Annotated in this window: 8 protein-coding genes and 1 pseudogene; 5 read left to right on the top strand and 4 right to left on the bottom strand. The window is 48.1% G+C overall.

Annotated features, from left to right (window positions below):
- Positions 1–3: 3 nt before the first annotated feature.
- From HW560_RS32360 to HW560_RS32345, 4 genes are all read left to right on the top strand, one after another.
- On the top strand, positions 4–1,290 hold the full coding sequence (locus HW560_RS32360; protein WP_179265596.1) for an alpha-L-fucosidase: 1,287 nt from the start codon (positions 4–6) through the stop codon (positions 1,288–1,290).
- 63 nt (positions 1,291–1,353) lie between these two features.
- Entirely contained in the window at positions 1,354–2,376 is a 1,023-nt protein-coding gene (locus HW560_RS32355; RefSeq protein WP_179265595.1) for a carbohydrate-binding family 9-like protein, read from the top strand.
- Positions 2,377–2,383: 7 nt separating this feature from the next.
- Complete coding sequence (locus HW560_RS32350; protein WP_179265594.1) at positions 2,384–5,017, top strand: transglutaminase domain-containing protein; 2,634 nt, start codon at positions 2,384–2,386, stop codon at positions 5,015–5,017.
- A gap of 6 nt (positions 5,018–5,023) precedes the next feature.
- Positions 5,024–6,070 carry a glycoside hydrolase family 18 protein gene (locus HW560_RS32345; RefSeq protein WP_179265593.1) on the top strand — a complete coding sequence of 349 codons (1,047 nt, stop codon included), beginning with the start codon at positions 5,024–5,026 and terminating at the stop codon, positions 6,068–6,070.
- Positions 6,071–6,184: 114 nt separating this feature from the next.
- On the opposite strand, the gene HW560_RS32340 is transcribed toward HW560_RS32345, so the two are convergent.
- The 3 genes from HW560_RS32340 to HW560_RS32330 form a co-directional block, all read right to left on the bottom strand.
- On the bottom strand, positions 6,185–8,485 hold the full coding sequence (locus HW560_RS32340; protein ID WP_179265592.1) for a helix-turn-helix domain-containing protein: 2,301 nt from the start codon (positions 8,483–8,485) through the stop codon (positions 6,185–6,187).
- Positions 8,486–8,824: 339 nt separating this feature from the next.
- Positions 8,825–10,342, bottom strand: a complete 1,518-nt coding sequence (locus HW560_RS32335) for a glycoside hydrolase family 43 protein (protein WP_179265591.1) — start codon at positions 10,340–10,342, stop codon at positions 8,825–8,827.
- Positions 10,343–10,351: 9 nt separating this feature from the next.
- Positions 10,352–12,040 carry an ABC transporter substrate-binding protein gene (locus HW560_RS32330; protein WP_179265590.1) on the bottom strand — a complete coding sequence of 563 codons (1,689 nt, stop codon included), beginning with the start codon at positions 12,038–12,040 and terminating at the stop codon, positions 10,352–10,354.
- Positions 12,041–12,294: 254 nt separating this feature from the next.
- Between HW560_RS32330 and HW560_RS32325 the strand changes: the two genes are divergently transcribed.
- Positions 12,295–13,158 carry a helix-turn-helix domain-containing protein gene (locus tag HW560_RS32325; RefSeq protein ID WP_179265589.1) on the top strand — a complete coding sequence of 288 codons (864 nt, stop codon included), beginning with the start codon at positions 12,295–12,297 and terminating at the stop codon, positions 13,156–13,158.
- Between the two features lie 63 nt (positions 13,159–13,221).
- Here HW560_RS32325 and HW560_RS34170 read toward each other — a convergent pair.
- Positions 13,222–13,359, bottom strand: a pseudogene (locus HW560_RS34170) (thymidylate synthase); the annotation flags it as partial.
- Positions 13,360–13,369: the final 10 nt, after the last annotated feature.

The raw sequence follows: 13,369 nt of genomic DNA, 5'->3' as shown, positions 1-13,369 counted from the left end.
AGGATGCAGAAATGGTTTGAAGAGGCCAAGCTGGGAATATTCATCCACTATGGCATCTATGCTGTGGACGGGGTTTCGGAATCGTGGTCCTTCTATAATGGAAGGATCTCCTACGAAGAGTACATGAAGCAGCTGGACGGCTTTACGGCATCGAAGTTTAATGCGGAGAAGTGGGCGGATTTGATTGAGAAATCGGGAGCCCGATATGCCGTACTGACAACGAAGCATCATGATGGTGTTGCTCTGTGGGATACGCAGTATAGTGACCTCAATGTCGTCAAGCAGACACCAGCGAATCGGGATCTCGTGAGGGAATATGCGGAAGCAATTCGGGAGAAGGGCATACATCTGGGGATGTACTTTTCGCTGATTGATTGGTCGCACCCGGATTATCCTAGTGTGTTTGAAGGTGGAAAGGTACCGGAGGATCTCAGCAGTGTCAATCGGCATTCAAGCCCTGTGGATGGTGTTCAGGATCAGGAGAAATGGAAAAAATTCCTTGAGTTCAATAACCACCAGCTGCGGGAGATCATGACGAATTACGGTAAGGTGGATCTGCTGTGGTTCGATGGGGACTGGGAGCGAAGTGCGGAGCAGTGGAATCTGCCGGAGTTCAAGCATTACCTGCAATCTTTGAACCCGGATGTCATCATCAACTCCCGCCTTCAAGGTTATGGGGATTATAAAACGCCAGAGCAAGGCATCCCGATTACAAGACCGGAGGGACCATGGGAGTTCTGCACCACGATCAACACATCCTGGGGCTATGTACCAACAGACCATAAATACAAATCGTTAAATCAGATCATTCGAATGTTCTGTGATTGTATTTCAATGGGGGGCAATATGCTGCTGGATATCGGTCCGCGCGAGGATGGCACCATTGATAAGAGGCAGGAGGATATTCTGCTAGGACTGGGAGCTTGGATCCGAACCCATGAAGAGGCCGTCTTCGGAACGGGTGAAGGTATTATGCCTCGCTATTATTTGGGGGGAAGCACCGTATCCGAGGACAGAAAGACATTGTATCTGTTTGTTTATGACGATCCAAAAGAGAATGTATGCATCAAGGGACTATGCAATAAGATCAAGAAGATTACTGTGCTGCATTCGGGCAAAGAACTTCACCATGAGATTCATGGGGGCGTGCCTTGGTTCAATATCCCGGGGACAACGTGGATCCAAATGACCCCGGAGGACACACATGAGCAGGTGACGGTTCTTAAGCTCGAATTCGACGAGGAACTGGAAATGTACGGCGGTTCAGGAGCCGTTGTTACCCATAACTAACATTACGGGAGGGCATGCACTTATAGATGCATGCCCTCCCTCATGAAGGGGAGAGAGAGCGATATGAATCATAGTGGAGTACCTGAGCCGAAGATTGAGTATGCTCCCAAACATTATATATGCAAGCGTGCGTTGGAACCGCTGGTGCTCGACGGTCGCGTAGATAAGGCATTCTGGGATGCGGCCGATTGGACGGATGATTTCGTTGATATCGAAGGCGATCTTCGTCCAAAGCCCGGAAAGCAGACACGGGTAAAAATGCTGTGGGATGACGATTATTTCTACTTTGCTGCCGAGTTGATTGAAGATCAGATCTGGGCTACGTTGACAGAGCGGGATTCTGTTATTTTCTATGACAATGATTTTGAGATTTTTATCGATCCCGACGGGGATACCCATCAATATTATGAGTTCGAGATCAATGCGCTGAATACGGTATGGGACCTGTTATTGGTGAAGCCATATCGGGATGGTGGACCTCCGGTTAACGGTTGGGATATCAGCGGTCTCAAGACAGCCGTACATATCGATGGGGAGCTGAACACACCTGGCGCCGATAACCGAAAATGGAGCGTCGAGGTCGCGATTCCCTGGACCAGCCTAAAGGAATGTGCAGAAGGCAACCGTCCTCCTGCACCGGGTGAGTTCTGGCGTGTCAACTTCTCGCGGGTGGAATGGCAGACCGAGGTGCAGGATGGTGAGTACCGCAAGGTGGTGAATCCGGATACAGGCAAACCTTATCCGGAGGACAACTGGGTCTGGTCGCCCATGGGTATTATCAACATGCATTATCCGGAGCTATGGGGATATGTCGTATTTTCGGATGACGGAACGGATCAGTCCTTTGAGCTGCCAGAAGACGAACGAATCAAATGGGAGCTACGCAGACTCTACTACCGTGAACGCAATTATTTTGAAGCCCATGGTGAATTTACACAGGATGTGAAGTTACTTATGGGTGAGGAAACATTAATTTGCCAGCCTGTAATTGAAACGACCCGTAGCCTATTCCAGATTAGTACGCCTTCCTCGGACGGCACTACCTTAATCTGTATTCGGGAAGACGGAAAGCTGTGGAAGGAGTGAGCTAGCGATGACCAGCCAAACCTTGGTGTTCTCGATGGATGCACAGTCTTTGGAGCGGATCGAGCAGAAATTCCAGGAGAAGTTAAACTTTGCGTATGCCCGCAAAGATAAACTGTTTCATGTGTTTCAGCAGCCATTAACTGAAGAAGAGGCATGGGCTTTGAAATATGTGTATGCCTACATGCCGGTGAACGACCTGGCTGATTATGATGGGGAATTGTTCCTCCGTCATGTGCGTCGGGCACTGGACATTCGCAAGCGTGTGCCTTGGGGGGAACGCGTACCGGATCATCTGTTTCTGCATTTTGTACTCCCCTATCGAATCAATACTGAGAATATTGAAGACTTCCGTGGCATTATCTTTGATGAGTTGGCTGACCGGACAGCGGAGTTATCCATGGCGGATGCCATTCTGGAGACCAATTACTGGTGTCATGAGAAAGCAACTTATATTGGCAGCGATCTGCGAACGATATCGCCACTGACGATGATTCGGAATGCCCGCGGCCGTTGTGGAGAAGAATCCACGCTGGCGGTAGCCGCTCTTCGCAGCATCGGCATACCTGCCCGTCAGGTCTACACACCACGCTGGGCACATTGTGACAGCAATCATGCTTGGGTAGAAGCCTGGGCGGATGGCCAGTGGTATTACATTGGGGCATGCGAGCCGGAAGCCGGATTGAATCAAGGGTGGTTCAGTCCTCCAGCCCGCAGGGCCATGCTGATTAATACGAGGATATTTGCCGACTATCCGGGACCGGAGGATATAACACTTTCCGAGAAGGGATATACGGAGATCAATTTACTGGAGAACTATGCGCCTGCGCATACCATCTGCGTGAAGGTGATAAATGAGCAGGGTGCGCCCGTACCTGAAGCGAGTGTCCGCTTTGAGCTATACAATAGTGCTGAATTTTATCCGATCGCCGAAATCAAGACGGATACACTAGGAGCTGCTTCCTTTAAGACAGGTCATGGCGACCTAGTGATTCGTGCGGTTAGTGGTGGCAAGTGGGGTGAAATGCTATTCAAAGCTCAGGACGGCGATCATATTGAGCTGCTGTTGGATTCTTCAGAGCAGCCATCAGGCATCGTGGATTTTGATATGGTTCCTCCTCCGGAAGGGGAGGGAGAAGTAGTGGCTTCGTTACCGGAAGAGAAGATTCGGGAACACAACCGCCGCCTGGAGGAAGGCACGAAGATTCGGAGTGAATATGAGGATACATTCCTGAGTGAAGAAGAGGCCTTAGCATTGGCTCATACAACTGGACTGCCTCCGGAGCGCGTACGGGATATTCTACAGAAGGCACGGGGCAACAGCCGCGAAATCGCTGCTTTCCTAGAGGAACGTTCCGGTGAATTTGGTGAGTGGCCACTACAGTTGCTGGAGTCGATGAACGAAAAAGACTTGATCGATACTCTTCGGCCGACACTGGACGATCATCTTATAGGTTCTCTTTCGCAGCGAGGACAATGGGCAGAAGAGACGTTTGTGAAGTACATTCTGTGCCCGAGGGTCTCTTATGAAATGGTGGTGCCTTATCGATCCGTATTCCAGAATGCTTATTCCGAGGAAGAAGCAGCGGTGTTCAGGAAAGATCCTTTGATGCTTGCATGCAATCTGGAACAGAGCTATACGTATTATGAGGATCTTCCTAACCTGAAAGGCAAGGGAAACCCTATAGGTACGTACAGTCTGATGAAGGGAGATTCACAGTCGCTCGATATTCTGTTTGTGGCGGTGTGCCGCAGTTTGGGCATTCCGGCCCGATTGCATCCGAGCGAGCAGAAACCGCAGTATCTTAGTGACAAAGGCTGGGAGGATGCGGTGTTCAGTCTCACCTCTTCTCGAAATCAGGAGAGCTCAAGCTGGGGAATGCTGCAACTTCTCAAGGATTCAGAGGCTCGGGAGGATGCGCCGTTAGCATCCTATGCGGAGAATTTCTCGTTGGCCCGTCTGGAGGATGGCGTGTACAAAACGCTGATTTATCCATATGGTCACACCGATATCTATAGCGAACCATTTGAGGTTGAACCAGGAGCTTATCGCTTAACGACCGGCATCCGTCTGAAAGACGGAACGGTAAGAGTCCGCTTCATTTACTGCACCGTTCGGGCTGGAGACACCACGGAGGTAGTACTGACTTATCGGGAGACGGTGGTAGACATCCCTGTGCTGGGCAATCTGTCAACCGGCAATGAGCTGACTCGTCTGGATGGTTCAGAGGTGGTGCTGAAGGACCTTCTGGGATCAGAGGGGGCCATTGCCGCGTGGATTGAACCAGAACGGGAACCGACCAAACATCTGATTCGTGAGCTGTGTGAGCTGGCTGAGCCGTTGGATAAGCTGGGCGTGCCTATCGTGCTGGTGATCGGAGATACAGAATGGAACGCCTCCTTTGACTCTGGGGCTCATTCGAGGCTGCCGGTACGTACGATTTTTGTACGGGATTCAAGCTATGCGGCCTTGTCCGGTTTCATTTCGAAACCTGCCGCTCACGAAGCGGGCTATCCGCATCTGTTCGTGTTGGATAATCAGGATCAAATCCGATACTCGGCCTCAGGGTACAAGATTGGTACAGGCAAGGAAGCTCTGCAGATTGCTGCTGCGATATCTCAATCATGGAATGGATCGGAGTGAAAGCGGATGACGAAATATATTGCTGCTGGTTATGTCGTCGATTCTGTTCTTCCCGACATGACGGATGAGGATCTGTTGAAGTTGACACATCTGAATGTAGCCTTTGGTCATGTCAAGAATGATGAAATCACCACCGAGCATTTAAAAAACGGAGAGGTTATCCGGAATATTAAGCGGGAGCATCCAAATCTAACGGTGCTGCTGTCCGTGGGCGGATGGAGCGCTGGTGGTTTCTCTGAAGCCGCCTCAACCCAGTCGGGAAGGGACAGTATGGCCGCATCAGCGGTTAGGGTGCTGGAGGAATACCCTTTTGACGGAATCGATCTGGACTGGGAGTATCCTTGTTACGGTGAAGCCGGTATCGCATCCAGTCCTGATGATAAACGGAATTTCACCTTACTTCTCAAAACGATCCGGGAAACGCTGGATGCCAAGGGCTCCGAGGATGGCCGTCATTATCTGCTCACCATTGCGGCAGGGGCTGATCAATACTACGTCGACGGTACAGAGATGGCTGAGGTGCAGCAGTACCTGGATTTTGTGCAGTTGATGACCTATGATATGCGCGGCGGTTTTCAGGTTCTGACCGGACATCATACGAATCTGTATACACCAACCGGTGATCTGTTCCGAATTAGTACAGATGCTTCCGTAAATCTGTTCGTCCGCGCCGGTGTTCCGAAGGAGAAGATTGTTATCGGCGCTGCGTTCTACTCCCGGATCTGGACTGAGGTTCCTGACCGAAACCACGGCCTTCACCAAATGGCCGGTAGCACAGGCGGCTACGGTCCGGCATTTGCCGAACTGGAAGCGAAGTACATCAACAAGAATGGTTATATCCGTTATTGGGATGAGGAAGCCTGTGCACCGTTTCTGTTTAATGGGTCGAGCTTAATATCGTATGATGATGAAGAATCGATTCAGCACAAATGCGATTACGTGAAGGATCAGGGACTGTCCGGCATTATGTTCTGGGAATACGGCTGTGATCCGACCCATCGTCTGCTGGGTGCAATACATCAAGGGCTTCAAGATGTTCCGGTAGGGAAATAGAAGAAAAGAGCTGGATGCCGATGCATCGAATTGTCTATACGAGTAGAAAACATACAAAACCTCCCCTAACCAAAAGGTTGGGGGAGGTTTATATTTATTTTACGAATCCATCCATTAACCAAGGCATTCCTCGTCATCGTCATCCGGGGAATCGGAGGAGTCGTTGGGACGGTGCATTTTGCGGTACTGTCCTGGGGTATAACCCGTCTCTTTCTTGAATTTGCGGATGAAGTTCGGTGTGTCCAGATAACCGACGCGCGTGATGATATCTTTTAACGGGTCGGTCGTATGCAGCAGCAGCCTTATGACCTCATCCATGCGTTTCTGCCAGATATATTGGGTGAAATTCATGCCGATCTTCTCTTTGAAGGAACGGCTGAAATACGATGAAGAGATCGTGAATTTCGATGAAATCGTACCCAGGCTGAGGTCATAATCCGAGAAATTGGCATCAATATAAGCAACGATTTCATCCATCAGGGAGCTTTCTTCCGTCTCGCTCTTCGCCTCGACATGAGCACAGATCTCGGCGGCAAGTCCTGTCAGTTTTTTCTCCAAATCCTCCAACGAGTCGTAGGAAGTGATCCTTGGAAGCTGATTAACCACGTGATGAATGCCAAGCTCCGAGGCCGTTTTGAGCATCGTATTCAGAATATCGAAGCAGATGCAGCGCAGCAGAGGTACAGACGGCATTTCGGATTTCAGCGTATTCAACGCGGTTGATACCATCTGAACCGCCACATCGTAACTGCCCTGTTTCAAGCTCTGAACCAGTTTCAGCAGCACATCCTTAGGGACCCAGAAGGAAGAATCCTCTTCACTAGAGCCGGAAAGGGCGTTGAAGAAGGTACTGCTGCCTTGTCCGTGCAGCATAGACGCTTCCAGCGCGGTTGATGCCTCGATATAGGATTGGTTCAGCTGTAATGGAGAATTATAGCTGTTGCCGATCCCGATCGCGGGAGCGATTCCGACGTGCTCTGTCACCATTAATTGCAGTGATTCAACAATAGATTCCATACGAGCATTCAAGCTGGATTCATGCCCGACTTCGGCATCAAATCCGACGATGAGGGCTACTTGGTCTGGCTGTGGAAGCTCCACGCCGTAAGCAAAAGCCGACAACTCCGGCAGTTCCATATCGTTGATCAGCTGCATAACAGTACGCTGTTCAGGATGATCTACGATGGGAAAAGCATGCATTTCCCATCCCAAAGTCATGACAAAATAATGGGACCGGTTAAAGCGTATGCCGAGATTATCCGTAAACTCAGAGGGGAGCTCTCCGGTATGACCATGCTTCAGTAACATGAGCAGAATATGATTACGAGCGTAGGGCTCTTGAAGGTCCACACGCTGGCTGTAATCATGCAGCGTTTTCTTGATCCATTCCAGCTCGTTGCTGGATGCGGAAGGTTCAGGATGATTTTTTAAACGAATAAACTCCATCAAGTCTGAAATCGGATGGTATTGTCTTCGGGCCAACATAATGGCGAGGAAGGTACCCATTACCACCATGAAGGAAAAAACAAGAACAACAAAGGTACGAATATGGACAATTCGGCTGAAAAATTGATTGCTTGGCATCGCGGTTACATAAGTCCAGCCCGCGTCTGATTTGACGGATACAACCGAATGCGGTTCTTGATTCAAGGAGAGGCTGTGTGTTCCCGGCTCAAGTTCAAACAGAGATTTGACTTCCTGTTCGGTAATGGTTTCTCCTTTATAATTAGCGGCCAGCACCTGCCCATAATTATCGAAAATATAAGTCATCCCATGGTAGTCGCTGAGAATGGAATCAATCAATCCGGTCAGATTGGACTCGTGAATCAGGTACATGACAGTGCCGTGGGCGGGCGTATTATTAGGTGCAATCGGTACAAGGTAGGCCAGCATGGAATTGGGTACTTTGGTTCCTTGAACGACTTGTTCAGCTGGTCGTATCGTGGGAAACTGAACGTTATTCAAATCCCGGATCATATCCGTTTTGTTCCATGTATTAAATTTGTAGCGGCCCGTGAATACATCCAGGTTCTCAGAGCCCTGAGACGAGTAGATGCTATCATCTCCGCGGAAGAACAGAAATAGCTCATCGATAATGGAACTGGTGGCTTTATATTTGACCAAGGCACTAATCGATTCCCGACTATAATAGGGATGGTGTGTCCAATAACGGGTTAGCTGCTCATCATAGGCGATACGAAATGCGATATCCTGCAATTCCTTCATGCGGTCATCAATGACCGTTTTGGCTTGGGTCAACTGATTGACATTGGTCTGTTCGATCTCTGAACGGAGTGTGTCCACAGCATTGTGATAAATAATGATGGTTAATATAACAAGAGGGATAAGGAAAATGGAGATATAGGATAGCGTGTACTTAAGCAGAAGCTTGGACTTGAAGTGATTCCATTTCATATCTGCAACCTCCCGTTTTTCTTTAGAGCTGCAGCGATAGCGCTCTCATAAAGACAATGAAGTATTACCATGGTGCCGAGCTGCTGGGTGTTCCTACTAAAAATATTAGGAGAACTTCTCTAATAAATCAATGAATCTTTTCTGAGATTTAAGGGGGAGTCATGCAGAACGTTTCTTGAGCGGATCGAGGGATTTAGCCATAGCAAAATCCCCTTCAAGTTCACTCCTTTCCTTATGTTACCACACAAGGCTTTTTAAAGAGTATCTACTTGAAGGGGATGATTGTAATAGAGGTTATATTATAGTTTTTACATTTAAATTCGAAGGTTACACCATTATTTAATCCAGTGGTTCATAATCAAACCAATCGAACAGGCTGGGTGCACCTTCTCCTGATGGATTGTGGGCATACATGGCAATGATGACTCCTGTGAAGCCGCCCGCCACTTCAGTAGAGAGCAGATGGGTTTCGCCAGAGCCGAGGACAGAGTCAGTTGTTGAATCTTGCTGTACGGAGAAAGTGAACATATCACGTTGGGCCTGAATCTGTAATATCGCAGGTCCAGCTCCACAATCCCGAATTACTTCGGTTCTTAAAGAACCAACCGTTCGTCGGAATATCATTTTTTTGTGACCATCAATCCGCGTAATAGCCAGATCATAATGATATTTCTCATTCATATAGACGGTCAATCCCGCTTCGTCGCCATCATGCGTTGGTTCAAAGCTCAGTTTGGCAGCCATGCTGCATAAGAAATGGCTCAAGCGACGACCTACAAAGGCGGGATTTCCACCATCATTGAGAGATACGGGGTTTCCTCGCAGAACAAGATGGCCCGGGTGCTCTGTGAGTGACCAACTGTCTGGAGCTGGATTCCGCAGGAAGATCCAGTCCAGGCCAAGTGTGGACACATTGAAATCATCCCGGATTTCCTTGCGGGGCCATTGGACTTCAGGCAGCTGCGGCCCGGTCATGACAGGCTCAATATGTCCTTCATAACCGATTATAGGCCATCCGTCACTCGTCCAGTTCACGGGTGCCAGAAACGTCTCGCGTCCCAAGTGATGCCTCATGGGGTAGGCTGCCGGACGGAAGCCCAGACATACCGCCCACCAGCTTCCATCCTGCACCTGAACGAGGTCCGCATGACCGGTGGCATGGATACTGGTTTTCATGCTGCGATTCGACAGGATCGGATTGTGAGGGCAGGGATGGAATGGCCCATATGGATCCTTGCTTCGCGCAATGGTTTCCATATGCCCGTATTCGGTTCCCCCTTCGGCAATCATTAGATAATAATAGTCATTTATTTTGTACAAGTGTGGGGCCTCAGGCGCGGCACCGCCGGTTCCCCTCCAGATGAACTGGCTCTCTGTCAGCTTGTTACCCGTCAAGATGTCGATCTCACATTGATAGATCCCTTCGCCTTCATCGCCATTACAGGCGGATTGAAAGTAAATACGACCATCATCGTTAAAGAATAGGGAGGGGTCTATACCGTCCTGGGCAACAAAAATAGGATTCGACCAAGGTCCTTCAGGTTGCTTGCTTCGTACATAGAAGTTGCCACCTCCGCTTACATTGGTAGTTGTCATGTAGAACCAGCCATCATGGTGGCGTAGTGTCGGTGCGTAAATGCCCCCGGAGCTGCCTGCTTTAGCAAGTGGAAGCTGTTCGACAGAAGTGAGAACATGGCCGATTTGGCGCCAATTCACAAGATCTTTGCTGTGGAAAATGGGAACACCCGGGAAATATTCAAATGTGCTGGTTACGAGATAATAATCTTCGTCTACCCGACAGATGCTGGGGTCTGGATAGAAGCCCGGAATCACGGGATTGCTGTAGTTCGTCATCATGTAGTGCTCCTATTCATTCCAGAGTTTAACGCGATCCTGGACATATTTGGTGAAACCCTGCTCCATTTTTTCGACACCTGCATCAACAAGCTTCTGCTGATAGTCATTCCAGATGGCATCGAATTCTTCCGGTTTGGCCATGACGGCCTGCGGAATCTGCTTCCATGTAATATCCTTCACCTTGTTAGCTATAATGTTGATTTCATCATCACTTGGCACAGAGATATTCCATACTGCTCCCCATGGTTTTACCGGGAAATCCTTCTCATTCGGAAACAGATCCATCCAGGTCGTTGCATCATAAGCTTTAAGAGTCTCTTTATCTACATCCGTGTAATTCTTAATAATCTGTTCCGGGAAGTTCTTGGTATAATAATTGCCAGTAGAGTCTTTCACGCCATCCCCGTAATGACCACCCATATTGGTGTAAAGGCCTACGCCGGATTCTCTGCTAAAGGCGATATTGTCATTGATAATGCGCTGCTGCACTTCCGCAGGTACAACACGCTTACCGTCCTCCATCGTATATTGCTTACCTTCTACGCCCCAATAATTAAGGATTTGGCCTTCTTCAGAAACAAGGAAATCCAGAAATTTAATGGCTCGGACCGGATCTTCAGCGCTTTCAGTTATGCCTACTCCCCAGCCTGCCATGAACCCAGTAGACTGATATCGGTTGTCCTTGTACTGGTCAGACAGCATGACAGAATAATGTCCATAGGTTTGATCATTTTTGCCTGCCGCCTTCAGCGCCTTCTCTCCATCAGAGTAGCCCCAGTCTGCATCAATCAGACCAATGACGCGACCAGAAGCGACTTTGGCCAGATATTGGTCGTTTTTCTGAACAAAAGACTCCTGATCAAGCAACCCGGTATTATACATGTGGTTAAGCCACTGAAAATACTCTTTCTCGCCTTCCGTGCGGAAATGGTAGGTTGCTTCATGCGTTTCCGGATCAATGTAGTACTCTCCATCACCAGATTTACCAGTGGTTTCAGCTGCAGGGTTTGTTACGGTAATTTGAATGTGCCAGTCATCGGCGTTTAATGTCATTCCGATATTTTTGTTGCCATTCTCATCGGTAGGGTGCTTCTCCAGATAGGATCGAATGACATTTTCATAGTCTTGCAGTGTCTTGATCTGTGGATACCCGGCCTCCTTCACAGCACGATGCTGGAGCTCAAAACCTGCACCAGCCACGAAGTTGATTCCGTCAATGGCTGAATACGTAGGAATGACATAGATGGAGGGATCTTCGTTACTGTAGCGCAGACGCTTGATTTGGTCGCCGAAGAGTTTCTTGATATTTGGGGCATGTTGATCGATCAGATCAGTAAGGTCCAGCATTGCCCCTGCATCAACCAATTTGTCCAAATCCCCCTTGGGACTGATCAGATCGGGGTAATCACCACTTGCTGCAATCAGTGCCAGTCTCTGAGCGGGGTCCGATACTGCGAATTCGGCATCCAGTGTGATACCTGTCTGCTTGGTAATCTCCTTGCCGACATCATCCTGCATCTTATTCCAGTTCGCGTTGGAATCTGCTCCGAAGAATGTCAACGTCATCGGTGAAGTATCACTGGCATTTCCTTCTTTACTTTCCGAGCTTTCATTGCTACTACTGCACCCTGCCAGCAAACTTAATGAAAGTGTGAGTGCGACGGAATAGTTTACAATCTTTCTCATCGAATGAACCATAATAACCCCCCTGATAATATCCGTTATTGTATTGAATGCGTTTACAATTGTGGATTTAAAAAAAGCCTTTGCACCCGACAAATAAATCATATAATCGGGTTTTCACGACTAATGACACCCCCTCGATTTGTGCTGTTTTTGCATCGCTACATGAGGAATTATAGAGAACCAATGATCGGCAAACCTTGATTTTTCGGTCATGGAGTAGCATGATATAGACATTCATCCCAACATGAATCATGGAGGGCGAACTGTTGAGCAACGCCTATTTGAATTGGTTTACAGCTGATCTGGAATTTCCGTTCTATATTCAATATGGAGGACATGAGGAAGACACCGAACTTCACAAGCATGTGGACTTTTCGGAACTTGTCATTGTCCTGAATGGCAATGCGACACATGTTGTCAATACGGAGGAATTTTTTGTTAAGAAGGGCAATGTATTTGTGATTAATGGTTCAACTCCCCATGCCTACAGTGATCCTCATGATTTTCAGATATGCAATATTATGTTCAGACCGGAAATGCTTGCTTCTGCCGGACCGGATCTGAGAAAATCCAAGGGGTTTCAGGCTTTGTTTGTTTTGGAGCCATTTTATCGCAGTATTCATTCCTATCCGAGTAAAATGGCCTTGCCTATTCCCAACCTGGAGTACGTGGAATCGCTAATCACTGTCATGATTGAGGAGTATAGAAACAGGCAGCAAGGATATCAGACGATGCTGATCTCCCGTTTTACGGAGATGGTTGTTTATTTGTCGAGGCATTATGAGACACAGGAGAAGGGAATTGAGGGCACTAATCTGATGCATCTGGCGAATGCCATTTCCTATATCGAGGATCATTATCTGGAACCCCTGACCTTAGATGAGATTGCAGGGAAGTCGAATGTTTCTATAAGGCATCTGAACCGGATATTTCGATCCTATTATCAGATGACGCCCATTTCATATTTACAGAAGCTGCGTCTGGAAAAGGCATGTTATCTGTTAAAACAGGGGAACCTGTCCATTACCGAAATTTCTTATGAATGCGGGTTTAACGACAGTAATTATTTTACCCGGCAGTTCACAAAGGCGTATGGCATGTCTCCCAAAACGTACAGGCAGAATCATTAATATTGGAAACATCAAAACAGGGCCTCCTTATAGGGAGGTCCTGTCTGCTGTCTCAGGGAAAATTTAATAGTCCAATAGCCGTCCGTTGTCATGCCACTGACCGTACATTTTATTTTCCTTCGTGTTGGTTATGAATTTATCCAATCTGATCTGGAATAATGCTGGCTGATGTTTAACACTTTGAATCGTATCGATTGGAACGTTCAGTATT

Source organism: Paenibacillus sp. E222 (assembly GCF_013401555.1).
Classification (GTDB): domain Bacteria; phylum Bacillota; class Bacilli; order Paenibacillales; family Paenibacillaceae; genus Paenibacillus.
Note: the sequence above shows the minus strand (reverse complement) of the source record. Positions and strands in the feature narration are given on the sequence as shown.

What these genes read in the sequence shown, in the direction of transcription:
- HW560_RS32360 (WP_179265596.1), top strand. Translation starts at nt 4, where the DNA reads ATGCAGAAATGGTTTGAAGAGGCCAAGCTGGGAATATTCATCCACTAT.
- HW560_RS32355 (WP_179265595.1), top strand. Translation starts at nt 1,354, where the DNA reads ATGAATCATAGTGGAGTACCTGAGCCGAAGATTGAGTATGCTCCCAAA.
- HW560_RS32350 (WP_179265594.1), top strand. Translation starts at nt 2,384, where the DNA reads ATGACCAGCCAAACCTTGGTGTTCTCGATGGATGCACAGTCTTTGGAG.
- HW560_RS32345 (WP_179265593.1), top strand. Translation starts at nt 5,024, where the DNA reads ATGACGAAATATATTGCTGCTGGTTATGTCGTCGATTCTGTTCTTCCC.
- HW560_RS32340 (WP_179265592.1), bottom strand. Translation starts at nt 8,485, where the DNA reads ATGAAATGGAATCACTTCAAGTCCAAGCTTCTGCTTAAGTACACGCTA.
- HW560_RS32335 (WP_179265591.1), bottom strand. Translation starts at nt 10,342, where the DNA reads ATGATGACGAACTACAGCAATCCCGTGATTCCGGGCTTCTATCCAGAC.
- HW560_RS32330 (WP_179265590.1), bottom strand. Translation starts at nt 12,040, where the DNA reads ATGGTTCATTCGATGAGAAAGATTGTAAACTATTCCGTCGCACTCACA.